Annotated in this window: 18 protein-coding genes; 11 read left to right on the top strand and 7 right to left on the bottom strand. The window is 70.0% G+C overall.

Features of this window, described 5'->3' with window-relative positions; genetic code table 11:
- Positions 1-109: 109 nt before the first annotated feature.
- The 7 genes from ACUH78_RS10875 to tssA all read right to left on the bottom strand — a co-directional run bounded on the left by ACUH78_RS10875 (position 110) and on the right by tssA (position 5,662).
- Positions 110-667 (bottom strand): OmpA family protein, encoded by a 558-nt coding sequence (locus ACUH78_RS10875; protein ID WP_435750855.1) that lies wholly within the window; start codon positions 665-667, stop codon positions 110-112.
- Between the two features lie 42 nt (positions 668-709).
- Complete coding sequence (locus ACUH78_RS10870) at positions 710-1,375, bottom strand: hypothetical protein (protein ID WP_445333384.1); 666 nt, start codon at positions 1,373-1,375, stop codon at positions 710-712.
- Positions 1,375-1,803 (bottom strand): DUF5675 family protein, encoded by a 429-nt coding sequence (locus ACUH78_RS10865; RefSeq protein WP_435750857.1) that lies wholly within the window; start codon positions 1,801-1,803, stop codon positions 1,375-1,377. The genes ACUH78_RS10870 and ACUH78_RS10865 overlap by 1 nt, the downstream gene beginning before the upstream one ends.
- Before the next feature lie 60 nt (positions 1,804-1,863).
- On the bottom strand, positions 1,864-2,349 hold the full coding sequence (locus tag ACUH78_RS10860) for an Hcp family type VI secretion system effector (RefSeq protein ID WP_435750858.1): 486 nt from the start codon (positions 2,347-2,349) through the stop codon (positions 1,864-1,866).
- A 67-nt stretch (positions 2,350-2,416) separates the two neighbouring features.
- Positions 2,417-3,916: a type VI secretion system contractile sheath large subunit gene (tssC, locus tag ACUH78_RS10855; protein WP_445333385.1), complete on the bottom strand. Its 1,500-nt coding sequence runs from the start codon at positions 3,914-3,916 to the stop codon at positions 2,417-2,419.
- The gene (gene tssB / locus ACUH78_RS10850) at positions 3,913-4,476 is read right to left on the bottom strand and encodes a type VI secretion system contractile sheath small subunit (RefSeq protein ID WP_435750860.1); all 564 of its coding nucleotides are present in this window, start codon (positions 4,474-4,476) and stop codon (positions 3,913-3,915) included. The genes tssC and tssB overlap by 4 nt, the downstream gene beginning before the upstream one ends.
- Positions 4,477-4,516: 40 nt before the next feature.
- Positions 4,517-5,662, bottom strand: a complete 1,146-nt coding sequence (gene tssA / locus ACUH78_RS10845) for a type VI secretion system protein TssA (protein WP_445333386.1) — start codon at positions 5,660-5,662, stop codon at positions 4,517-4,519.
- Here tssA and tssJ point away from each other — a divergent pair.
- The 11 genes from tssJ (at position 5,579) to ACUH78_RS10790 (ending at position 23,582) form a co-directional block, all read left to right on the top strand.
- A complete protein-coding gene (gene tssJ, locus ACUH78_RS10840) occupies positions 5,579-6,283 on the top strand; it encodes a type VI secretion system lipoprotein TssJ (protein ID WP_510497562.1) in 705 nt (234 codons plus the stop codon). The genes tssA and tssJ overlap by 84 nt on opposite strands.
- Before the next feature lie 70 nt (positions 6,284-6,353).
- Entirely contained in the window at positions 6,354-7,667 is a 1,314-nt protein-coding gene (gene tssK / locus ACUH78_RS10835; RefSeq protein ID WP_445333388.1) for a type VI secretion system baseplate subunit TssK, read from the top strand.
- Positions 7,664-9,049 carry a DotU family type VI secretion system protein gene (locus tag ACUH78_RS10830; protein WP_445333389.1) on the top strand — a complete coding sequence of 462 codons (1,386 nt, stop codon included), beginning with the start codon at positions 7,664-7,666 and terminating at the stop codon, positions 9,047-9,049. The genes tssK and ACUH78_RS10830 overlap by 4 nt, the downstream gene beginning before the upstream one ends.
- Positions 9,046-12,663 carry a type VI secretion system membrane subunit TssM gene (tssM, locus tag ACUH78_RS10825; RefSeq protein WP_445333390.1) on the top strand — a complete coding sequence of 1,206 codons (3,618 nt, stop codon included), beginning with the start codon at positions 9,046-9,048 and terminating at the stop codon, positions 12,661-12,663. Before ACUH78_RS10830 ends, tssM begins: the two co-directional genes overlap by 4 nt.
- Positions 12,664-12,721: 58 nt before the next feature.
- Positions 12,722-14,587 carry a type VI secretion system baseplate subunit TssF gene (tssF, locus tag ACUH78_RS10820; RefSeq protein ID WP_445333391.1) on the top strand — a complete coding sequence of 622 codons (1,866 nt, stop codon included), beginning with the start codon at positions 12,722-12,724 and terminating at the stop codon, positions 14,585-14,587.
- On the top strand, positions 14,580-15,647 hold the full coding sequence (tssG, locus tag ACUH78_RS10815) for a type VI secretion system baseplate subunit TssG (protein ID WP_435750867.1): 1,068 nt from the start codon (positions 14,580-14,582) through the stop codon (positions 15,645-15,647). Before tssF ends, tssG begins: the two co-directional genes overlap by 8 nt.
- Positions 15,644-18,475: a type VI secretion system ATPase TssH gene (gene tssH / locus ACUH78_RS10810; protein WP_445333392.1), complete on the top strand. Its 2,832-nt coding sequence runs from the start codon at positions 15,644-15,646 to the stop codon at positions 18,473-18,475. The genes tssG and tssH overlap by 4 nt, the downstream gene beginning before the upstream one ends.
- Positions 18,476-18,491: 16 nt before the next feature.
- Positions 18,492-20,399: a serine/threonine protein kinase gene (locus ACUH78_RS10805; protein WP_445333393.1), complete on the top strand. Its 1,908-nt coding sequence runs from the start codon at positions 18,492-18,494 to the stop codon at positions 20,397-20,399.
- Positions 20,380-20,964 carry a hypothetical protein gene (locus ACUH78_RS10800; protein ID WP_445333394.1) on the top strand — a complete coding sequence of 195 codons (585 nt, stop codon included), beginning with the start codon at positions 20,380-20,382 and terminating at the stop codon, positions 20,962-20,964. Before ACUH78_RS10805 ends, ACUH78_RS10800 begins: the two co-directional genes overlap by 20 nt.
- Before the next feature lie 21 nt (positions 20,965-20,985).
- Positions 20,986-22,794, top strand: coding sequence for a type VI secretion system-associated FHA domain protein TagH (gene tagH / locus ACUH78_RS10795; protein ID WP_445333395.1), 1,809 nt, complete (start codon positions 20,986-20,988; stop codon positions 22,792-22,794).
- Positions 22,791-23,582, top strand: coding sequence for a PP2C family protein-serine/threonine phosphatase (locus ACUH78_RS10790; RefSeq protein ID WP_445333396.1), 792 nt, complete (start codon positions 22,791-22,793; stop codon positions 23,580-23,582). Before tagH ends, ACUH78_RS10790 begins: the two co-directional genes overlap by 4 nt.
- Position 23,583 lies beyond the last annotated feature (1 nt).

Raw genomic sequence — 23,583 nt, 5'->3', positions numbered from 1 at the left:
CCGCCCACAGGGCGTCGCCCAGGGGGGTGTGGGCTATGAGAAGGCGGTTCATGATCGAGTCGTAACTGTCATCAGAGCATTGCTGGGACGCGCGGGCAGGGACACGAGGTCACTGCGCGGGGAGGATGAGGATGTCCACGCGGCGATTCACTGCACGCCCCTCGCGGGTGTCGTTGGAGGCGATGGGTTCGGTCTGACCGCGCCCTTCATACTGGACGCGCGACGGATCGAGCCCGGCCTGGATCATCTGGCGGGAAGCCGCTTTTGCGCGCGCGGTCGATAACTCGACGTTCCGAGCCGCGCTGCCGCTGGTGTCGGTGTGGCCGACGGCGCGCACGATGTAACCCTCGTGGTTCCGCATTACTCGGGTCACGTGATGGAGAGCAGCCTTGAGATCGTCACTCGGGGTGGCACGTGCCCGAGCGAAGGCATCGGCCGAGCGAATTTGGACGAGGATGGTGGCGTCCTCCTTTTCGCTGACGCTCAGGAAGGGGCTCGTGCGCAGGGCCGAGATCATCTGGGCGCGTATGACGACCGTTAGGTCGGGAGTCGGGGCCTGGGGCGCGGCCGGGTCGGTCGGGGCGTCCGGCACCGTTGCGCAGGCGGAAACGAGCAGGCAGGCAAAGCCGGCTAGAGCGACGGTGGTGAACTTGTAAAGGTAGTGCATCAGAGGGCTCCTGGTGGGGTGCTAGGGGCGTCGGGGGCCCCGTTACGGGGGAAGGGCGCAGGCGCAGGTGCGCGCGTTCGCGGAGGGGAACTGGGCCTGGCAAGGGCACGGCTCAGTGTCCGCACCCTGACGTTCCGGGCGGCGCAAAGTCCGCTGGGGTGCCAGTCTCGATGCCGGGCGTGCCGCCCGGGGGGGGGCGAGGTCAACGAAGCGCGCGTAGTGGAAGCGCGTGTTGCATTCGAGACCAGTGCTGTAGGCTTCGAGCGTGACGACGCCAGTGGCCCGGTAAGCGATGTCCCGGTCCTGGATGTTGTTCAGGGCGGCCGGGCCGAAGACGGTGGTGATGGCCTCGGCCTGAGTATCGTCGAGGTAGTCGAGTTCGATGGCTATGGTCATGGCGGGGGTTTCGTCCGAGACGAGCACCTTCGGCAGACGGCCGATCTGGTCGGGGGCGGGGATGAGCACCAGGTGGAGGTGCCGCTCGGTATCGCCGTCGATGGTGGAGGTGGTGGCGAACGCCACCAGTTCGCCGGCCAAGCTCACCCGGCCCTTGAAGGCCGTGAGGGACTCGTACCGGGGGGTGGCGTCCCGTTCCAGTGAGTAGCCCGGCGGCAGCACCACGGACTGCTCTGCGGCGCAGCCGGCGAAGGGCAGCGAGAGGGCCAGGGCGGCGAACAGCGCCGCCGCGGTTTGCCAGGCTTTGCGCACTATCGGAAGTCCTCCTCGATGACCAGCGAAACGTTCTCGATTCCCCTGGACCTGAAAAACTCGATGAGTTCGGCCAGCATGGCCCGGCTCGAGCCGACGCTGTCCTTGGTGAAGGTCTTGCCGGGCAGCAGGCAGCCCTCGGTGTCGGCGGCCGTGTTTCCGGCGTGGATCAGGATGTAGCGTTCTCTGGGGACCTGCTCGTTGTACAGGTGGGGAAGGGTGGCGCGGAAGCGCGGGCTGGTGTGCCAGCGCAGCGTGTAGGTGCCGGGGGGGATCCGCCGCTCCTGGTTCGGGATCCGGGTGGACGGGCCCCTTTCCTCGAGGATGTAGCCCGTGAGCGTGTTGTCGCCGGCGGTGAACTCGGAGACCGTCGAGACGACGCTCTCGGTCCGGCGCACAATCTTGATGACATTAGAGTCAAGTGACATGTCGAGTTCCTCGAAGGCGGGATGGGGGCAGGCGACCGCCTGCCCGCGCCCTGCGGCGACTTAGACCATGTTCTTCTTGACGTCCCAGGTGCCGGTGACTGCGGCGCCCATGGAGCCGTCTGCGTTCTGCTCCTTCACCTCAACCTTGATCTTCGAGTACGAGATGCCAACCGACTCCGTGACCCGGGCGTCGGAGGTGGAGCCGGACGGGCCGGCGTGGGTGATGATGCAGTCGGTCATGGTGACGCGCATGTATTCCTGCGAGCCGTCACCGACCTTGCAGCAGGAAACTTCCACTGTCCCCACGTGCTTGCCGGAGGCGCAGTACTGCATCAGATTGGGGGTGGCCTTGTCCACGTAGTGGACGAAGTTCAGGGTGTCGAAGCTGGCCTTGCCCACGCCACCGCCGCCGCCGGTGAACATGGACGAGGACTGGGATACGCCGTAGCCGAAGGACAGCACGTCGATCCAGCCAGTATGTTTAGAATCCTTGGATTCGCCGTCGATGCCGGCGATCTTGATGAAGAAATCCTGCAAAGAAGCCATAGTCGTGTTTCCTCTCGGGTTGCAAGTGGGGAGGTGGGCGCAGCGCAGCTGCCTGTGCCCGGTGGGGTCAGGTCGTACCTTCCGGCTTCAGGGATGGCAGCCGCGACACGAGTCGCAGGCTCATCGTGAGGCCCTCCAACTGGTAGTGCGGCCTGAGGAAGAACTTGGCGGTGTAGTAGCCGGGGTTTTCCGCGACCTCCTCCACCATTACCTCGGCAGCGGCGAGGGGTTTGCGTGCCTTGGTGTCCTGGCTGGAGTTCGCCGGGTCGCCATCCACGTAGTTCATGATCCAGTCGTTGAGCCAGCGCTGGACGTCGTCGCGCTCCTTGAAGCTTCCGATCTTGTCGCGCACGATGCACTTCAGATAGTGCGCGAAGCGGCAGCAGGCGAAGAGATAGGGCAGGCGCGCCGAAAGGTGGGCATTTGCCGTAGCGTCGGGATCGTAATATTCGGCCGGTTTCTGCAGGCTTTGGGCTCCGATGAATGCGGCCATGTCGGTGTTCTTGCGGTGAATCAGGGGCATGAAGCCGTTCTTGGCGAGTTCGGCCTCGCGACGGTCGGAGATTGCGATCTCGGTGGGACACTTCATGTCCACGCCGCCGTCGTCGCTGGGGAATGTGTGGCAGGGCAGACCCTCGACTAGCCCCCCGGATTCGACGCCCCGGATGGAAGTGGCCCAGCCGTAGTACTTGAAGCTGCGGTTGATGTTCACCGCCATGGCGAAGGCAGCGTTCACCCAAAGGTAGCGGGAGTGGTCGTCCCCCTCGGTGGACTCCTCGAAGTCGAACTCGTCCACCGGGTTGGTGCGGGCGCCGTAGGGCAGGCGGCCCAGGAAGCGTGGCATGGCCAGACCGATGTAGCGCGAATCGTCGGAGTCGCGCAGGCTGCGCCAGGGGGCGTACTCGGTGTTTTCGAAGATCTTGGTGAGGTCGCGGGGGTTGGCCAGTTCCTGCCACGAGTTCATTTGCATGACGCCGGGGTCGGCGCCGGCGATGACGGGGCAGTGCGCAGCGGCCGCGATCTTGCTCATCTCGCCAAGCAGCTCCACATCCGGCGCGGAGTGGTCGAAATAGTAGTCACCCACCAGGCAGCCGTAGGGGGCGCCGCCCAACTGACCGTACTCCTCCTCGTAGATCCGGCGGAAGATGGGGCCCTGGTCCCAGCCGATGCCCTTGTGGCGGCGCAGATTGCGGTGGAGGTCCTTCTTGGAGATGTTCATCACCCGGATCTTGAGCATCTCGTCTGTTTCGGTGCTGTTGACGAGATAGTGCAAGCCGCGCCAGGTGGATTCGAGACGCTGGAAATCCGGCTTGTGGATGATCTCGTCTACCTGCTCGGAGAGCTTGCGGTCGATTTCGGCGATGATGGCCTGTATTGAGCGGTAGGCGTCGCCGGATAGCTGGACGGCCGAGTCGAGGGCCTGCTCGGCGAGCGTACGCACGGCAGCCTCGACGGCGGTTCGCTGCTCGTCGGTCTTCGGCTTGAATTCCTTCTCGAGAAGGTTGGCGAGATCGGACTGCTCCGTGACCTGATGGGCGCCGGCTTCTTGCAGTCTTGCTTGCGTCATTGCGAGGCGGCCTCCGGTTTCGGTTCTGCGGATGGCAGCTCTTGTGCAGCCTTTGGCAGGGTGGCCAGCGCCTTTAGGGTGGCCGGGTCGCGCAGCAGTTCGGCAAGCAGGTTCTCGGCGCCGGTCTTGCCGTCCATGTAGCTGAGGAGGTTGTTGAGCTGAGTGCGCGCCTCGAGCAGGCGGCGCAGGGGCTCCACCTTGCGGGCGACCGCGGCGGGGCTGAAGTCGTCCATGTTCTCGAAGGTGATGTCGACCGCCAGCTCACCTTTACCTGTGAGGGTGTTTGTCACGGGAAAGGCGACCCGAGGCCTCACGGCCTTCATGCGCTCGTCGAAGTTGTCGATGTCGATCTCGAGGAACTTGCGGTCGGCGACGGTTGGAAGCGCTTCGGCCGGATTGCCGGAAAGGTCGGCCATCACGCCCATGACAAAGGGAAGCTGGACCTTCTTCTCTGAGCCGTAGAGCTCGACGTCGTATTCGATCTGTACGCGGGGGGCGCGGTTGCGGGCGATGAACTTCTGCCCGCTCTTGCCCTTCGGTATGTCGTTTCTGATTGCCACGTGTTTGCTCCTTGGAATCGTTCGGTGTCGGAAAGGGGCGCTAGGCCCGGGAGCCGGCCAGATGTTCCAACTGGGCGAGCCCTTCGGGCACCAGCTCGGCGAGGATCTGGGCGAAGTCGAGGTCGCTCAGGCGCTCGATGCGGCGGATGAGCAGCGGCGCCGGGTGCGACGGTTCGTGCGCTTCGAAATAGGCTCGGGCGATGGCGAGGGCGCGGAAGGCGTCGGCGCGGCTGTCCACCCGCGGAGGCAGCGCAGCGGCAGGCGGCCGCGCTGCAGGCGCGGGCGTGCCTGCGGCGGCGGGCGGCTCCGCCGCGTCCGCCTGCGGGACGCCGTCGGCCTCTCCGGGCGGGGCCACGGCCGCCTCGACGCGGGCGAGGACCTCCGCAAGGGGGGCCAGCTCGGGCCAGTAGTCGGCTTCCACGCGCCCGCGCCAGGTGGCCTCGATGGTGGCCAGGGACTTGCGCGCCTCGGCTAGCAGGGCGATGCGCACGGCATTGCGCTCGCGCTCAGCGCTGACCAGCCGGGACAGGTGATCGGCGGTGGAGACGGTGGCGCTGGCCGGCACGGGTCGGCCGCGCAGGACGAGGTCGGCCTCCCCCACGGTCACGGTGCCGGCCTGGGATTCCAGGAGTGGGGCGGCGCGGACCGCCCGCATCATGCCTTTCGGGTCGGCGAGGGAGGCCAGCGCGTTCATGCGCGGCAGCGGGTCGCGCTCTCCGTCGTACACGAGCAAAGGATGTAGCGCCTCCCAGTGCTCCTCCAGCCACCCGCGGACCAGACGCAGTCCGATGGTGAGACCGGAAAGTCCGTCGAGCTCGGTGGCTGCGAGTGTCACGGTCACCAGCACCCGCAGGTCCCGGGTCTCGTGCAACAGTTGCGCGCCGCGGTCGAGCACCTGGTTCCAGTCGGGCTCCTGGGCCGGGAGGATGCTGTCGCCGAGTTGCTGCTCGGCGCGTCCCCGGGCCTGGGTCATGAACTCCAGAAAGGCGGACGAATACTCTAAGTCCGGACCGCACGGGCTTCCGTTCGGCATATTTCCTGCAGCACTGAGTCGGTCGAGAAGCTTCGAGGTCATGGGGTCTGCGTCGGCGAGGGGGGCGGAATGCAAGTGTCGGCCCCGATAGGCCATAGTCATCAATGGTGTTTCAATGTCGCGATTGTTGTGCATGACGATAGGATATGTCAATGCACTTTTAAGTTGTCTATGGAATATACTCTCGTCTTGTTCGCCTATAGGAAATCGACAGGGATGGCCGGTATACACCCCGCGACGTGTGCTTGCCCCAGCGACAAGGGGGCGGGACGCCGGGTTTTTCTTTACTGCGGTGCAGCCGCTTTCGCGCTGGCCGCTGGCTGTTCGACCATCACGCGGCGGGAGCTGCCGGTGCCCCTGGAGCTTTTCATAGCTGCCTCGGAACGGCTCAACCCCACGGAGCAGGGGAGGCCCTCGCCGGTGCTGGTGCGCATCTACGGACTCAACCAGCGCGGGTTCTTCACTTCGGCTGACTATTTCGCCTTGCTCGGTAGCGGGGGGTTGCCTGGCAACGGTGAGGTGGTGGACGTGGAGGAGTTCATGCTCATGCCGGGCGAGGTGCGGGTGATCCGCCGCCGCGCGGCGCTGGACGTCCGCTTCATCGGCGTCGCGGCCGGCTACCGCGACGTGGGGGAGAGCGTGTGGCGCGCGATCGCGGCAGTTCCTGCGCCCCATCGGGCCGGCCGCCTGTGGGCTCGGGACAGCTCGCCGGTCCGCAAGTACAGCCTGATGATCGGCGAGCGCGCGGTCGTGATCGAGGAGAGTGAAGAGTGACACGGAAGCCCATGGTTGGGCCGGCAGGGCAAGGCAATCTCGGGAGCGATCGGTGAGCGGCGAGCACAAGGTGGTCTGGTCTGAGGGGATGTTCCTCCGGCCGCAGCATTTCCAGCAGCAGGAGCGCTATCTCGAGGCGCTGGTGCGGCGCCGGACGGTGGCAGTGCTCGAGCTCGGCTGGGGGTTCTCCGCCCTGGAGGTGGACGAGGATGCCCTGTCCCTGGGGCGGGTGGCGATCCGCGCCGCCTCGGGGGTGATGCCCGACGGCACCCCGTTCCACCTGCCGCGGGACGCCTCCGGGCTGTTGAGCCTGGATCTGCCCGCGACGGCGCGCGACACAGTGGTGTGCTTGGCCGTGCCCCCCGCAGACAGTGGCGGGGACAGCGTGCTGTTCGAGGAGGACGCGGTCAGCGCGGCGCGCTGGCTGGCGGTCGTGGACGAGGCGCGGGATGCGAACCGGCCGGGGGCCGGGGGCGCCGAGATCCAGACCGGGCGCATGCGCTTCCGGCTGTTCCCGGCGGCCGAGGTGCCCACCGGATGGATCGGGCTGGGCGTGGTCCGGGTGGCCGAGTTGCTGGCCAGCAACGCGGTGCTGCTGGACCGGGACTACATCCCGCCCATGCTCGCCTGCAAGGGGCATCCGGTGCTCGACGGGTTCGTCCGGGAGGTCGCCGGTCTGCTCAGCCAGCGTGCCGACGCCCTGGCCAGCCGGCTCACGGCCGGCGGGCGCGGCGGTGTGTCGGAGGTGGCGGACTTCCTGCTGCTCAAGCTCGTGAACCACTGGCTTCCGCCCATGATGCACCTGGACAGCCGCGACGCCGTGCACCCCGAGCGGCTCTACAGCAAACTGCTGCGGCTGGTGGGCGAGCTGGCGACCTTCTCGAGCCAGCGTCGCGCGAGCGTCTATCCCTGCTACCGCCACGACGCCCTCAAGGAGAGCTTCGCGCCCGTCATGGCGGACCTGCGGCGGGCCCTGTCCCTGGTGATGGAGCAGACGGCGATCCGGGTGCCGCTGGAGGAGCGCAAGTACGGAATCCGCATGGCGGTGGTGCCGGACCGGCAGCTGCTGCGCAGCGCCTCCTTCGTCTTCGCCGCCCACGCGGGCCTGCCGCCGGACCAGCTTCAGGCGCAGTTTCCCGCGCAGGTCAAGGTGGGGCCGGTGGAGAAGATCCGCGACCTAGTCAACCTCCACCTGCCCGGCGTACGCCTCAAGCCGCTGCCCATCGCGCCTCGGGAACTGCCCTACCACGCCGGCTACCAGTACTTCGAGCTCGACTCCCACCATGAGCTGTGGCGCGAGCTCGAGCGCAGCGCGGGCATCGCCGTGCACATCGCCGGCGAGTTCCCGGATCTCGATCTCGAATGCTGGGCGATCAGGCGATGACGGACGCTTCGAACCGGGAACGCCCCGAGAGCGCCCCCGGCCCCCAGGGCGTGGAGCGCGTGGAGGGGATGGACAACTTCGACGCCCTCGCCGAGGGCGGGTCGGCGCGGCTCGGGCCGGGCCGGGGGGATGGCTTGCGCGACGAACGGCCCGAGCGCCTGCAGGCCGCGCCCTCCTGCAGCGACAATCCCCTCGTGCGCGCCGCCTTGCGCGTGCTCAACCTGCTGCCGGTGCTGCGCACCATGACGGCCCAGGAGGATCCCGCCGGCCTGCACCGCGTGCTGGCCGACGAGGTGCGCTTCTTCGAGCAGCAGGCGCTGGCGGCCAACGTGTCCCGGGACGAGGTTATCGCCGCCCGCTACTGCCTGTGCACCGCGCTGGACGAGACCGCCGCGCTCACCCCTTGGGGCAGCCGCGGCGTGTGGGCCCGGCACAGCCTGCTGGTGGCCTTCCACAACGAGACCTGGGGCGGCGAGAAATTCTTCCAGCTGCTCGCCCGCCTGGCCCAGCACCCGGAGCGCCACCACAAGCTGATCGAGCTGCTCTACCTGTGCATGGCGCTCGGCTTCGAGGGCAAGTTCCGGGTCCAGGGCGACGGGCATTCCCAGCTGGAGATCCTCAAGCGGCGCATCGCGGCGCTGCTGGAGCAGAACGCCGGCGGGCACGAGGGGAGGCTCTCGCCCCACTGGGCCGGCGTGGCCTCCGTGCGCGAGGCCTGGCGCACCGTTCCGCCCTGGGTGGTGGCGACCATCTGCGCCGCCATCGCCTTCCTCGTCTACGCCTGGTTCACTTTCTCCCTCGGGCCGCGTTCCGATGCGGTCTACGCGCGGCTGGCGGGCCTCGAGGTGCCGCCCCTGGTGCTCGCCACGCCTCCGCCGCCGGCCCCGCCCCGCCTGCACCGCTTTCTCGAAGCGGAGATCCGCGCGGGCCTCCTGGAGGTGATGGACCTGCCCGACCGCAGCGTCGTCACCCTTCTGGGCGACGGCCTGTTCGATTCCGGCAGCGCCGAGCCCCGCTCCGCCTACCTGGCCGTGCTGGGCCGCATCGCCGACGCCCTGGACGAGGTCGATGGTGAGGTGCTGGTGACCGGCTACACCGACAGCATTCCCATGCGCAGCGTGCACTTCCCGTCCAACTGGCACCTTTCCCAGGCCCGCGCCAACTCGGTGTCCGACCTGCTGGAGGGGCAGATCGCGAGGAAGGGGCGCATCCGCTCCGAAGGCCGGGGCGAGGCCAACCCGCGGGCCGACAACGGCAGCGCGGACGGCCGCGCGCGCAACCGCCGGGTGGAGATCGTGGTGATGCTGCGGACGAGCGAGATCCAGCGTCAGATCAACCGCGCCGGCATGCCGCCGGCGAGCGCCCCGGGAGGCGTACGATGATCGGCTCGGCCCTTTACCGTCTCTTCAGCATCCTGCTGTCGCGCGCCTTCTGGACCTTCGTCGGTCTGGTGGCGGCGGCCCTGCTGATCTGGTTCATCGGCCCGCTCATCGCCATCGGCGACTGGCAACCCCTGGTCGGCACGTGGGCCCGCTTCTGGACCATCGTCGCCCTGGTGGCCCTCGTGCTCCTGCGCATCCTCCTGCGCCGCTGGCGCCGCAGCGCCACGAACGCCGGAGTGACGGAGCGCCTGCGCGAGGTGCTCGCCACCCGGCGCACCGAGGAAAGCGGCGAGATCGTCCTGTTGCGGCAACGCTTCGACGAGGCGCTGGCGATCCTGCGGCGCACCCGCTTCGCCGGAAAGGCCTCGTCCTTCATGGGCCGGCTGCTGGCGCGCGGACGCTATCTCTACGAACTGCCCTGGTACATCATCATCGGCGCACCGGGGGCGGGCAAGACCACCGCGCTGCTCAACTCCGGGCTGGGCTTTCCCCTGGCCAAGTCCCACGGGCGGGTGGCGATCAAGGGGGTCGGTGGCACGCGCAACTGCGACTGGTGGTTCACCGACGAGGCGGTCCTCATCGACACCGCGGGGCGCTATACCACCCACGAGAGCGACGGCGCGGCCGACAAGGCCGAATGGCGCGGCTTCATGGGGCTCCTGCGCAAGACCCGCGCGAGCCAGCCCATCAACGGCGTGCTGGTGGCGGTATCGGTCACCGAGCTGCTCGATGCGGGGTCGGACGGGCGGCGCGCCCACGCCGAGATCCTGCGCGAACGCCTGGACGAACTGCGCAACGACCTGGGCATCGCCTTCCCGGTCTATCTGCTGGTGAGCAAGTGCGACCTGCTGCGCGGCTTCGACGAGTACTTCGCGCCGCTGGACCGGGCCGGCCGCGAGCAGGTCTGGGGCGCGACCTTCCCTTACGTGGAAGGGCGCACCATGGCCCACGACGGCAAGGCCGTGAGCGAGGAGCTGGGGCTGCTCATGAGGCGCGTCGACGCCGGGCTGGTGGACGCCCTGCAGCGCGAGTCCGAGCTCGTCCGCCGCGAGGCCCTGCATTCCTTCCCCCAGCAGTTCGCCCTGCTGTGCGACAGCGTGCGGGAGCTCAGCGAGCGCCTGTTCGCCGATTCGCGCTTCTCCGCCGCGCCGATGCTGCGCGGGATCTACTTCACCAGCGGAACCCAGGAGGGCACGCCCCTCGACCGGGTGGTGAACACCCTTGGCGCCAGGCCCCAGGCCACCGAGGGCGAGCGGGTGGGCAGGGAAACCGGCAAGAGCTACTTCCTGCGCGAGCTGCTGAGCCGCGTCGTGTTCGCCGAGGCGCACCTGGCAGGGCACAACCGCAAGGTGAACCGCCGGTCCCGCGCGCTGCACTATGCCGCCTACGCCGCGAGCGTGCTGCTGCTGGTCGGCGCCATCGGCGCGTGGACCACCAGCTATCGCAACAACCTCACCTACATCGCCGAGGTGGACGCGAAGGTCGACCCGCTGGGGGTCAAGCTCATCGAGCTGCCGCCGACTGTGGACGGCAACATCTACGCCCTCCTGGAGCCCCTGAGCGCGGCCGAGACCCTGCCCGACAGCGTCCGCTTCCGGGCGCCGGATCCGCTCACCCCCTGGACCTTCGGGCTCTACCAGGGCGGCAAGCTGGAGGCCGGGGCGCGTCCGATCTACGAGGACCTGCTGCGCACGCGCCTCGCGCCCACCCTCAAGCTGCGCCTGGAGAGCCTGCTGCGCTCGGTGGCCCTGGAGGATCTGGAGTTCGCCTACGAGATCCTCAAGGCCTACCTCATGATGCACCAGCCGGAGCGCTTCGACCCCGAGGCGTTCAAGGGCTTCGTGCTCGCCGATTGGGACTACAACATGCCTGCGGGCTCTGCGCCCGAGGAGCGCCATGCGCTGGAGCGCCACGTGTCGGCCCTTATCGCGCTGGGGTCGGTGTTCCCGGCCTCCGAGCCCGACAGCGTGCTGGTGGCTGAGACCCGCGCCCGGCTGAAGCAGTTCACCCTCGCCGAGCGGAGCTACCGCCGCCTGGCCCGGGCGATGGAACACAACCAGCTGCCGGACTTCTCGGTGGCCCAGGTGATCGGGACCGCCGCCCCGTCGGTGTTCCGGCGCAAGAGCGGGCTGCCCCTCACGGACGGCGTGCTCTCCCTGTACACCTACCGGGGGTACCACGAGCTCTTCTCCCCCGAGGTGGACAACGTGCTGCGCTACGTGGGCCGTGACGACGGGTGGGTGCTCGGCGTCGATGAGTCGGCCGTGCGCGACAGCGCCCAGGCGATCGCCGGCGGCAAGCTGGGCCTGGAGGTCAAGCGGCTCTACATGTGGGACTACGTGGCGAAGTGGGAGCGCTTCATCGACGACGTCACGCTCGTGGACGTGAACAGCCTCAACGAGGCGGCCGAGCTGGCGCGCCTGCTCTCCTCTGCGGATTCGCCCCTCGCGTGGCTCATGCAGGCCGTGGTGAAGGAGACCACGCTGCTCAAAGACACGAACCAGCGCACCGGGTCCGACCAGTCCCTGTTCGACCGGGTCAAGCGGACCGCCCGCGCCACCCAGGACGACGTGACGCGCGTCATCGGGCCCAGCCGCATGCCGGGCCGGCTCGCGCCCACCGAGCGTCCGGAGCTGATCGTGGACAACCGCTTCGAGGCGCTGCGCCGCTCGGTGGGCGGCACCGGCGAAGGGGCTCCCAGCGGCCCCATGGCGAGCACCCTGCAGACCCTGTCCGAGCTGCACCTGATGCTCGGCTCGGTGGCGGCGGCGCGGGCCGGAGGCTATGCGCCCCCCGCGAGCGACCTGCCGGTCCGCCTCAAGGCCGAGGCCAGCCGCATGCCCCCGCCCACGCGCCAGCTCCTTGAGTCCATCGCCGATGCCGGCGGCGAGCTCGTCGCCCGCGAGGCACGGGTGGTGAAGGGGCGCGAGATGGTCGGCACCGTGACGCGGATGTGCCGCGATTCCATCCAGGGCCGCTATCCGCTCGTGCGCGGCGCGACCAACGAGGTCGCCGCGGACGACTTCACCCGCATGTTCGGTCCGGGCGGGGCGATCGACGGCTACTTTGAGCGCGAGCTGGCGAACGTGGTGGATCGCTCCTCCAGCCCCTGGCGGCTCCTACCGGGCGCCCAGGGGGGGCGCGGGGCGGGTGCCGCCCTGGCGGAGTTCGAGAAGGCGAGCGCGGTCAAGGACGTGTTCTTCCGCGGCGGCGCCGGCGCGCCGACGGTGACGGTGCTGATCAAGCCCATCGAGATGGATGTGAGCATCACCAACCTGGTGCTCGACATCGACGGCCAGACGCTCCGCTACCAGCACGGTCCCCAGGTCGGGCAGACGGTGCGCTGGCCGGGGACCCGCGGCAGCCAGCAGGTGCGCCTGGTGCTTGAGCCGGCCCTGGAGGGCATGACCTCCGCGGTGGTCCTGGAAGGCCCGTGGGCGCTCCATCGGCTGTTCGACCAAGCGCGGATCGTACCCGGGAGCAGCCCCCAGAGCTTCCGTGCCACCTTCGACGTGGGGGGGCGCAAGGCAACCTTCGAGGTGACCGCCGGCAGCGCGAAGAATCCCTTCGCCCTGCGCGAGCTGCGGGAGTTCTCATGCCCGGCCGGACTGTGATGGCGGGCCGCCCGAAGGCGCGCGGACCCGCCGCCGCGCACGGGGCCTGAGGGACGCCATGGACGCCCGTTTTCTCGACTACTACAACCGCGAGCTCGCCTACCTGCGGGAGATGGGAGGCGAGTTCGCCGACGCCTTCCCCCAGGTGGCCGGCCGCCTGGGCATGCAGGGCGACACCGTCGCCGACCCCTACGTGGAGCGCCTGCTGGAGGGCTTCGCCTTCCTCGCCGCGCGCGTCCATGTGAAGCTCGATGCCGAGTTTCCGCGCTTCTCCCAGCGCCTGCTGGAAGTGGTCTACCCCCATTACCTGGCGCCCACGCCGTCGATGGCCATCGCTGCCCTCGAGCTCGGGTCCCACGACCCCGCCGGGGAGCTGGCGCCGGGCGAGTGCCTGCCCCGCGGCACCCGCATGCAGGGGGATGTCGCGGGCGAATGCAGCACGCCGTGCACCTTCGTGACGGCCCACGACGTGGAGGTGTGGCCCATCGAGATCCTCGAGGCCCGTGCCGAGCTGCCGGGCAGTGGCACGCCGGCCGCCTGCACGGAGGCCCGGATCCCCGTCCGGGGCGTGATCCGCCTGCGCCTGCGCTACTCGCCCCGGGGCTCGGCTGAGCGGGTGATGCCCGATCGGCTCGTGTTCCACATCGCCGCCGACGAGCCCGCAGCGAGCCAGCTCTACGAGGCGGTGCTGGGCCATGCCCGCGGCGTCGCGGTCGGACTGCCCGGCGGTGCCCGGGAGGTCGTCGCGGCCCGGGACACGATCCGGCCGGAGGGGTTCGACGCAGGGCAGGCCCTGCTGCCCACCGACGCCCGGGTGTTCCAGGGCTACCGCCTGCTGCACGAGTACTTCGCCTTCCCGTCCCGCTTCCATTTCTTCAGCCTGAACGGGATCGGTCACGCCCTTCGCCGGCTCGGCAGCGAGACCTTCGAGATCGAGCTGCTCCTCGACCGGGACCCCGCCACGGTCAAGCCCTTCGTGTCCCGCAAGAGCTTCGCCCTCAACTGCGTGCCGGTGGTCAACCTGTTCCCCTCCGTCGGCAATCGGCTGCACGTCCTGCCTTCCGCTTCCGAGCATCATGTGGTGGTGGACCGCACCCGCCCCATGGACTTTGAGGTCTATCGCGTGCATTCGGTGGCGGGATTCGACCGTGCCAACGACCGGGTGCGCACCTTCTACCCCTTCTATCGCCAGGTGGGCGACGAGCGTGAGGCGCGCAACGCCTACTTCTCCACCCGCCGTGAGCCGCGGCGTATCTCGGACAAAGTGCACCGGAGCGGCGGCCGGTCGGGCTACCTGGGCTCGGAGGTCTTCGTCTCCCTGGTGGACACGCGCGAGGCGCCCTGGCCCGAGCGCATCGAGCAGCTTGAGGTGGAAATGCTGCTCACCAACCGCGACCTGTCCCTGCTGCTGCCCACCGGTGCCCCCCTCGCCATCGAGACCAACCTGTCCCTGAGCCGCGCCCGCATCATCCGCGGGCCCTCGCGGCCTCGCTCCCAGGTAGCTGAGCGGGAGATGACCTGGCGGCTGATCAGCCACCTGTCCCTCAACTACCTCGCCCTGCGCGACCTGGACGCGGGCAGTGGGGCGGCCGTGCTGCGGGAGCTGCTGGGGCTCTACGCCTCCCTCGCGGATCCGGACGTGGCGCGGCATGCCGACTCCATCGTGGCGTCCGACGCGCAGGCGGTGAACCGGCGCCTGCCCGTGGCCGGTCCGTTGGTGTTCGGCCGCGGCGTCGCGGTCACACTGACCGTGGACGAGCGGCAGTTCGCCGGGTGCAGCCCCTATCTCTTCGGGGCGCTGCTCGAGCAGTTCCTGTCGCGCCACGTGTCCATGAACATGTTCTGCGAGTTCGCCCTGGCCACGGTCGGCCGCGGCAGGCTGGCTGCCTGGCCGCCTCGCTGGGGAGGGCGCCCGGATGTCTGAGGCCAGACAGGTCCACGCCGCGCCCGGAGCCCGCCTGGAGCAGCAGTTGCGCGACCGGCCGTGGAGCGTGGACTGGTTCCTCGCCCTGCGCTGGATCGAGGCGCGCCGAAGCGACCTGCCGCGCCTGGGCCACGGTATCCGCCCCGAAGAGGAGCCGGTGCGGGTGAGCCACCCGCCGTCCCTGCGCTTTGCGCCGGCGGCCCTCGCTGGCTTCGCCCGCGACCGCGCCGGCCGCCCCAGGATCGCCCAGCTGGCCTTCGGCCTGTTCGGTCCCAACGGCCCGCTGCCCCTGCACCTGACCGAATACGTCCGCAGCCTGCGCGAGCTGGAGCGGGACGAAGCCCTGCAGGCCTTCCTGGACATCTTCCAGCATCGCGCGTCCATGCTCTTCTACCGAGCCTGGTCGAGTGTGCAGTCCACCAACAGTCTGGACCGCCCCGGTGACGACCGCTTCTCGGACTACGTGGGCAGCCTCGCCGGCTACGGGGAAAAGGTCAGCTCCGGCCATGATGCGATCCCCGACCATGCACGCCGGCACGTCGCCGGACACCTCGTGCGGGCGACGCGCAACCCGGAAGGCATGGCGGCCATCCTGGGCGCCTACTTCGGCGCGCCCTTTCGGGTGGAGGAGTGGGTCATGAACTGGCTCGCCCTGTCGCCCGAAGACCGCAGTACCCTGGGCGGCCATACCGATGCCTCGCGCCTGGGGGTCGGCTCGGTGTGCGGCACGGCGGTGCCCGACCGCCTGCACCGCTTCCGCCTGCATGCAGGGCCCCTCGACCTGCAGGCCTACCGGCGCTTCCTGCCCGACGGGGCCTGGTACGTGCCCGTGCGGGACTGGGTGCGCCACTACACCGGCTTCGAGCTGGCCTGGGACCTGCGGCTGGTGCTGCGGGGCGACCAGGTGCCCCCGGCCCGCCTCGGGGCCCAGACCCAGCTCGGCTGGACCTCATGGATGGGCGGCAACCCGGGAGGCGCCGACCGCGGTGACCTCGTCCTCGATTGCGAGGCCGCGGCTGCCGGCCCCCGACAAGACTCTCCCACTTCAGGTTCATCATGACGAAGATCAGCAGAGCATCCCTTTTCGGCAAGCTCGACCCCACCCTCTACCGAAGCATCGAAGGGGCGACGGTGCTCGCCAAGCTCCGGGGCAATCCCCAGGTGGAGCTGTCCCACTGGATCTACCAGCTCATGCAACTCGAGGACAGCGACCTGCACCGCATCGTGCGGCGGCTCGAGATCGACGAGGGCAGCCTGGTGGCGGACATCCAGCGGACGCTGGAGCGCCTGCCCGCCAACGCCACCGCCATCGAGGACCTGAGCCCGGACATCGACCTCGCGGTGGAGCGGGCCTGGCTGCACGCCTCGGTCAACTTCGCCGCGCCGGCGGTGCGCAGCGCCCACCTGCTGCTCGCGCTCCTGGACGACCGGCGCCTGCGGGAGACCGTGCTCAGGATGTCGCCCGCCTTCGTACGCATCGACGTGGCGGCGCTGCAGGCCGTGCTGCGCCAGACCATCGCCGGCAGCCCGGAGGACGGCGGGGCCTCGGCGGCGGCGGCCTCCGGCGGCGAAGCCGGGGTGCCGGGCGAGAGCTCGGGGGCGATCAGCCCCGCGGCGCTGGGCAAGGCCGAGGCCTTGCGCAAGTACACCGTGGACCTCACCGCACGCGCGCGCAGCGGCGAGATCGACGAGATCACCGGACGCGACGACGAGATCCGCCAGATCGTCGACATCCTGATGCGCCGCCGCCAGAACAACCCCATCCTGACCGGCGAGGCCGGCGTGGGCAAGACCGCAGTGGTGGAGGGCTTCGCCCTGCGCATCGCCCGGGGCGAGGTGCCGCCGCCGCTGCGCCACGTGGAGCTGCGCACCCTGGACATCGGGCTGCTGCAGGCGGGCGCCAGCATGAAGGGCGAGTTCGAGCAGCGCCTGCGCTCCATCATCGACGAAGTCCAGCACGCCGACCGCCCCGTGATCCTCTTCGTAGACGAGATCCACACCCTGGTGGGCGCCGGCGGGGCTGTGGGCACGGGCGATGCCGCCAACCTGCTCAAGCCGGCGCTGGCCCGCGGCACCCTGCGCACCATCGGCGCCACCACCTGGTCCGAGTACAAGAAGTACATCGAGAAGGACCCGGCGCTGACCCGGCGCTTCCAGCTGGTCCAGGTGGCCGAGCCCGACGAGGCGCGGGCCACCGCGATGCTGCGCGGCATGGTCGGCGCCCTCGAGACCCACCATGGCGTGAGCATCCTCGACGAAGCGGTGCGTGCCGCGGTGTCCCTGTCCCATCGCTACATTCCGGCGCGCCAGCTGCCCGACAAGGCGGTGGCGCTGCTCGACACGGCGGCGGCCCGCTCGGCGATCAGCCAGCACGCAGTGCCGGGCGAGCTCGAACGGCATCAGCGGCGGGTGCAGACCCTGACCGTGGAGCGCGACCAGCTCGCGCGGGAACAGGCCGCCGGGGCCGACCACCAGGCCCGCATCGAGGCGCTGGAGGGCGAGCTGGGAGCACTGGGCGTGGAGGTCGCGGCCCTCGAAGCGCGCTGGATCGAGGAGAAGGCGATCGTCGAGCGCCTGGCGCAGGTGCGCCGCGAGCTGGTCGCGGCGGCCGGGCAGGGCGGCCGGGAGGCGGCGCCCGAGGCCCCGCCGGAGGGCGTCGCCGAAGCGGCGGACCTGCCCGACGAGGCGCCGCCCGCGAGCGCCGAGGAATGCCGCCGGACCCTGGTGGAGCTGGAGGGGCAGCTCCGGGAGATCCGCGGCGAGCGTCCCCTCGTGGCCGAGGTGGTGGACGAGCACGTGGTGGCGGCGGTGGTGGCGGACTGGACCGGCATTCCCGTGGGCCGCATGGTGCGCGACGAGGCCCAGGCGGTCATCGAGCTGGCCGACAGCCTGCGGCGCCGGGTGATCGGGCAGGACCATGGGCTGGAGGCCATCGCAAGCCGCATCCAGACCTCCCGCGCGCGCCTGTCGGACCCGAACAAGCCCATCGGCGTGTTCCTCCTCTGCGGGCCGTCCGGCGTCGGCAAGACGGAGACCGCCCTGGCGCTGGCCGAGCAGCTCTACGGCGGCGAGCAGAACCTCATCACCATCAACATGAGCGAGTTCCAGGAGGCCCACACCGTCTCCACCCTGAAGGGGGCCCCCCCGGGCTACGTGGGCTACGGCGAGGGCGGCGTGCTGACCGAGGCGGTCCGGCGCCGGCCCTACAGCGTGGTGCTGCTCGACGAGATCGAGAAGGCCCACACCGATGTGCACGAGATCTTCTACCAGGTGTTCGACAAGGGGCGCATGGAAGACGGGGAAGGGCGGGAGATCGACTTCCGCAACACCGTCATCCTGCTCACTTCCAATACCGGCAGTGATGTCATCGAAGCGGTCTGCGAGCAGGCGCGGAGGCCGGTCCCGGTCGAGCGCCTGTGGGAGGACGTGCGCCCGGCGCTGCTGGAGATCTTCCCCGCGGCGCTGCTCGGGCGGGTGATCGTGGTGCCCTACCTGCCGCTCACGGACGAGATGCTGACTACCATCGTCGAGCTCCAGCTCGGGCGCGTGTGCGAGCGCGTGTCCCGCGCCCACGGCGCCAGCTTCGCCTACGACGAGGCGGCCGTGCAGGGCGTCATCGAGCGCTGCAACGCGGGCGAGACGGGGGGGCGGATGATCGACGCCGTCCTCACCAACACGGTCCTGCCGGAGATCAGCCGGCGAGCCCTCGAGGCCATGATGGAGGGCCGCGCCATCGAGCACATCAGCCTGTCCGCGGGCGAATCCGGCTTCGCGACCGACGTGCGCCTGAAGGCGGACCCCGCAGGCCCCGCTCCCGCGCAGGCGGAAGCGGAAGGGCAGGACGACCGGCCGCAGCCGGAAACCGAAGTCGGTGAAGCGTTGATATGAGAGGTCGCCGCACGCCATGAACAAGTTGTCTCGAACCATGATCAAGCCGGTAAACGCCCTGTGGACCGGGGCGCGGCTGCAGGAATACGAGATCCGCTCCATCATCGGAGAGGGCGGATTCGGCATCGTCTATCTGGCCTTCGACACGCACCTGGAGCGGGACGTGGCAATCAAGGAGTACCTGCCCGTGAGCCACGCCTCGCGCGCGGAGGACGGCGTGGTCAGGGCCAACTCGACGCGCAAGCTCGAGGCCTTTGACAAGGGGCTGCGAAGCTTCGTGTCCGAGGCGCGGATGCTGGCGCGGTTCAAGCACCCCGCCCTGGTGGAAGTACTGCGCTTCTGGGAGGAGAACGGCACGGCCTACATGGTGATGCCCTATTACCGAGGCCAGACCTTGAGCCAGCTCATCCAGGGGGGGCGCCGGCTGCGGGACGAAAACGAGCTGCGCGCCTTCCTGTTGCCCCTGCTGAAGGGGCTCAGTCTGTTGCACGCGGCTGATTGCTACCACCGGGACATCTCCAGCGACAATATCCTGATGCTCGAGGGCAACGGCCCGCTGCTCCTGGATTTTGGCGCCGCCCGCAGCATGCTGATGAACGGCTCGGACTTGGCTACGGTGATCCTCAAGCCCGGGTTCGCGCCTATCGAGCAGTACAGCGAGGACACGTCCTTGGCGCCCCAGGGGCCGTGGACCGACCTCTACGCCCTTTGCGCGGTTGCCTACCAGGCCATCACCGGGAGCATGCCCATCGTCTCCGTCGCGCGCATCATCCGCGACCCTCTTGAACCCCTCACCAAGCTGGCGCCACCGGGCTTCTCGCGCTTCGTCCTTGCCGCCCTCGACAAGGGGTTGCGGGTGCATCCGGGCGAGCGGCTGCAATCGGTCGAAGAGTTCGAGTCGTTGCTCGCGGCCCGCACCTCGGGGGTGCTGACCCCGGCCGAGCATTCCGCCGCGGCGGCTGCGCCGGCCCCCGGCACGGTCCTGCGGGCCCCCGCCGTCGAGCCGCCGGCCGCCGTCCAGCCGCGTGTGGCTCCGGCTCCCGCTTCGGTGCCGGAAGTGTGGTCGGAGGCGGCCCGCGCTCAGCTGCCGCCACTTCCCCCAGTGCCGGACCCTGCGCCCCGGCAGGATGGGGCGCAGGTCGCTGCCGCGCCCGCGGTGCCGCCCCTTGCCCGCCTGCCCCGGCCTGCGCGCTGGCAGGCCTTCGCGGCCGCCGTACTGGTGGGCGGAGCGGCGCTGGCCGGCGTCCTGGGCACCGGCGACGGCGCAGGCGAGGCCTCGAGGCCCCCCGTCCAGACCCCCGACTCCATGCCCTACTCGCTCCCTCCGCCCGGTGCGGCCGGGACCGAATCGGGCCCGAATGAAGCCGTGGCGGGCGGCTCGGCCCGGGCCGGCGACTCTGCCGCGGCCGGTGGTATGGCCGAGGCGACCCTGCCCGAGCTGGCCGACGCGCCGTCTACCGGGCAGGCCCTCCCGCCGGAGCCGCCGGTCGCGGTCGCCGGCGATCCGCCTCCTGCGACGCCCGTGCCGCCAGAGGCGCCCGCAAGCGGGGCCGCCGAGACGACCGGAGTCGTGCCGCTGCCGGCTCCACCCCCCATCGTTCCGGACCCAGCCCTTGTTCTGGACCAGGCCCTTGTTCTGGACCAGGCCCGCGCCCCGGGCGAAGGCCCGGCCGAGGCCAGGGGGGCGCAGAGGGCTGCCGCCCCGCCCAGGAAGGCCATGGTCGATGTGCGCGTGGCCCCCTGGGGCAAGGTCTTCGTGAATGGCAGCCTGGCCGGCGTGGCGCCGCCTTCCCTGCGGTTGCCGGCTGAGCCCGGGGCCATGCACATCGAGATTCGCAACGAAACCCATCCTCCCAAGCACTTCCTCATCGACATCGAGGCCGATCACGTCTATCGCATCAGTCATGTCTTCGGGGCGGAATGAGGCCTCCGCCCGCGGGGGGCGGGCGTCCGCCGCAGGGGTGCGCGGGATGGCCGGCGTCTTGCTCGCCCTGGCCCTGTTCGCCTCGGCCGGCTGCTCCATCCTCCTCGACACGCCCTCGGCCGAAGGCGTGTCCGTGGCCCAGTCCCGGGAGGTGCTGAACGAGCTCGCCCGGCGCGAAGCCGAGGCCGCCGCGGAGCCGGCCCGCGAGGCGGCCATCGAGCGGGTGGCGCGGATGGGGCAGGAGGCCTCCAGCTATCCGGAGCGCACCATTGTGTTCGGCCCGAGCGGGGGCGAGCACGATCCGCTCGGGCGCAGCGGCCCGGTGATGGTGGTGAGCTGGCGGGGTGGGGCGGGCGCCGAACTGGTGCTCGAGAGTCCCATGCCGGGCCTTGTGTTCCTGGACGAGAACGGGATCGGCCTGGTGCAGGACGGCTCCGTCCGGGCCATGAGCCTGGAGCCGGGCCAGCACAGTATCCGTATCGAGCAGTCGGCACTTCCCCCCATGGTGGTCGATTTCTTCGTCGACGAGGGCGAGCGCGCGACCTTGCGCTGGCAGTCCCATTAGGCATTTTGAATAGAGACCCTTATGCTTCAAGTAGTCGCACTCACCTACAACGAATTGGCGCCAGTCTTGCCCATCGGGCGCTGTCTGCCGCCCGAGGGCGGGACCATCGGAAGGGATTCCGACAACGCCGTCGTGCTGCCGGATCCCATGCGGCTCGTGTCGCGCCGCCATCTGCAAGTCGCACGGGAGTCCGACGGCAGCTACTGGCTGGCGAACATCAGCGAATCCAACCCCGCGCTGGTCAACGACTCTTCTCTGGAGCCGGGCAGCCGGCGGCCCCTGGTCGTCGGCGACGAGGTGCGCGTCGGCTGCTATCTGCTGCAGGTTCGCGAGGCGGTGGATGGGGTGACGGACGGCGCATCCGTCCTCGCGGCGGACGCCGCGCAGCCGGCTGCGGCCGCCATCGACGCCGGGCTGCTGGAGATGCTGGGCGAGGGGGCTCTGCCGGTCGGCGCCGCGCCCGCCGCGGAGCGCGACGAGGCGTTCGCCCCGGACCTTGCGCTACCCGCCCCCGAAGCGGGTTCACCGGTGACGGCCGAGGCGCCTTTCCCGCCGCCGCCCATCCTAGATCCGGAGCCGGAGTCCCTGGACATCGACCGAATCCTCGATCTGAAGGGCGCGGGTGGGGTATCGCGCGGATTCGGCCTGGAGGTCGGGCAGCACATCGAGCTAGCTGACCTGGACAAGGACAAGGCGCGCCTGATCCGGGACGCCGTCCGTGTGGGCGACGGCGTCGAGCAGATGACAGCCGATCCCCTCATGGGGGGCGCGGCCGCCATGGAGGACCCGTCCCTGGATCCCCTGCAGTTGTTCAGGGCCGGCCGGGACGAGGAGCGCCCCTTCGATCTCCTCGAGTCCGCCAGCGACTCCCGGGAGAGCCACGGGATTAACCACCGCGCCGAGCTCAACTCCCCCTTCCAGTTGCCCGTCATGCTGGAGGATCCGGCCGCGCCCGAGGCGGCCCGCGGCGGGGCCGTGCAGCCGCCGCCCGCGCCCGTGACCATCCCCGACGACCTGGAACTGGACGAGCTGGTCCACGGCACGACGGGGGCGCGGTCCGCCGGCCCGCCCGGGGTCTCGCCCGCCCGCCCGGCCGAGCCCCGGCCGCCCGCGGCGGCGCCCCTGGTCGAGCCCGCCCCGCCGCCGCCGCCGCGCCAGGCCGCCGCCGCCGCCCCCGCTCCCGCCCCGGTCCGGGCCGGCACATCGGCGGACCCATCGGCGGACGCGCTCTATCGCGCGCTGCTCGAAGGGCTCGCCGTGGAGGCCCTGCAGGACCGCAAGGGCCTCGACGAGGATTTCATGCGCCTGATCGGGACCCTGCTGAGGCAGAGCGTGGAAGGGGCCGTACGGCTCATGACGGCGCGCGCCACGGTCAAGCGCGAGGTGCGGGCCAACGTCACCCTGATCGCGCCGGAGCGCAACAACCCGCTCAAGTTCTCGCCCGATGGCCGGGTGGCCCTGATGTACCTGCTGGGGCGCCGCTATCCGGGCTTCATGGAGGCCGACGAGGCGGTTCAGGAAGCCTTCGCCGACCTCTACGACCACCAGGTGGGCGTGCTCGCCGGCATGCGCTCGGCCCTCAGCCACGTCTTCGAGCGCTTCGACCCGGAGACTATCAGCCGCAACGCCAACGACCACGGCGTCATCGAGAGCATCCTGGCGGTGGGGCGTAAGGCGCGCCTGTGGGATGCCTACGGACGCTATTTCGAGAACACGCGGGACCAGGCGATCGATCGGTTCCAAGACTTTTTCGGGGCCGTTTTCGTGGACGCCTACGAGGAGGCGTCCGCCAAGGCAGACGGCCAGAAGCAGAGGGAGCGGCAGGGATGAACCTTTCCGTGGCGTACTGCTCCGCCTTGGGCGGACGCGAGGAGAACGAGGACTGCGTGGGCTTTTGCGCCGACGAGCGCATCGGCTGCTTCGCCCTGGCCGACGGCACCGGCGGCGCCAAGGGCGGCGCGCTGGCGGCCCGGGCTGTGGTGGGCGAGGTGCTGCGCAGCTTCCAGCAGGTACCCGGCGTGCGCAGCTGCAACGTGGACTGGACCCTCGCCGCCGCCCGCCGGGCCCTCGGGCTGGCACGCCAGCGCCATCCCGACTGCGCCCAGATGAACACCACCCTCGCCACCCTGGTGATCGACACCCTGGCGGCGACGGCCTCCTGGTGCCACCTGGGTGACAGCCGCATCTACCTCTTCCGCAAGGGCAGGGCGCGTATCCTGACCCACGACCACAGCGTGCTCCAGGCCATGCTGGACGCGGGCCTCGCCCGTGGGGAGGTGCGGGCCAGGCCGGAGCGCAGCGCCCTCTACGCCACGGTCGGCTCGCGGGACATCCCGCCCACCGCCATGTGCGCCGGGCCGCTGAAGCTGATGTCGGGCGACGTGTTCCTGCTGTGCAGCGACGGCTTCTGGGATTCGGTGGACGAGGGGGCCATGGAGGAGGCGCTCGACGAGGCCGCTTTCCCGGAGACCTGGATGGATGGAATGCTCGGCCGGATTCCGGACCTCTCCGCTTCCCACATGGACAACGCCAGCGCCGTCGCGGTCTGGGTCGGGCCCCGCATCGAGATGACCCGGGTCATGCGTGCCCCCTGCGCCGACGCCCACCGCGCCGGATAAC

This window comes from Thauera sp. ZXT1-4, from assembly GCF_052598215.2.
The sequence above is the reverse complement of the archived record's forward strand: the minus strand, read 5'-3'. Positions and strand labels throughout refer to the sequence as shown.

Bases quoted from the DNA above. Each gene is read 5' to 3' on its own strand.
- tssM (WP_445333390.1), top strand. From the start codon at position 9,046: ATGATCGGCTCGGCCCTTTACCGTCTCTTCAGCATCCTGCTGTCGCGC.
- ACUH78_RS10830 (WP_445333389.1), top strand. From the start codon at position 7,664: ATGACGGACGCTTCGAACCGGGAACGCCCCGAGAGCGCCCCCGGCCCC.
- tssC (WP_445333385.1), bottom strand. From the start codon at position 3,916: ATGACGCAAGCAAGACTGCAAGAAGCCGGCGCCCATCAGGTCACGGAG.
- ACUH78_RS10790 (WP_445333396.1), top strand. From the start codon at position 22,791: ATGAACCTTTCCGTGGCGTACTGCTCCGCCTTGGGCGGACGCGAGGAG.
- tssG (WP_435750867.1), top strand. From the start codon at position 14,580: ATGTCTGAGGCCAGACAGGTCCACGCCGCGCCCGGAGCCCGCCTGGAG.
- tssJ (WP_510497562.1), top strand. From the start codon at position 5,579: ATGCAAGTGTCGGCCCCGATAGGCCATAGTCATCAATGGTGTTTCAAT.
- ACUH78_RS10865 (WP_435750857.1), bottom strand. From the start codon at position 1,803: ATGTCACTTGACTCTAATGTCATCAAGATTGTGCGCCGGACCGAGAGC.
- ACUH78_RS10800 (WP_445333394.1), top strand. From the start codon at position 20,380: ATGTCTTCGGGGCGGAATGAGGCCTCCGCCCGCGGGGGGCGGGCGTCC.
- tssF (WP_445333391.1), top strand. From the start codon at position 12,722: ATGGACGCCCGTTTTCTCGACTACTACAACCGCGAGCTCGCCTACCTG.
- tagH (WP_445333395.1), top strand. From the start codon at position 20,986: ATGCTTCAAGTAGTCGCACTCACCTACAACGAATTGGCGCCAGTCTTG.
- tssH (WP_445333392.1), top strand. From the start codon at position 15,644: ATGACGAAGATCAGCAGAGCATCCCTTTTCGGCAAGCTCGACCCCACC.
- ACUH78_RS10875 (WP_435750855.1), bottom strand. From the start codon at position 667: ATGCACTACCTTTACAAGTTCACCACCGTCGCTCTAGCCGGCTTTGCC.
- ACUH78_RS10805 (WP_445333393.1), top strand. From the start codon at position 18,492: ATGAACAAGTTGTCTCGAACCATGATCAAGCCGGTAAACGCCCTGTGG.
- ACUH78_RS10860 (WP_435750858.1), bottom strand. From the start codon at position 2,349: ATGGCTTCTTTGCAGGATTTCTTCATCAAGATCGCCGGCATCGACGGC.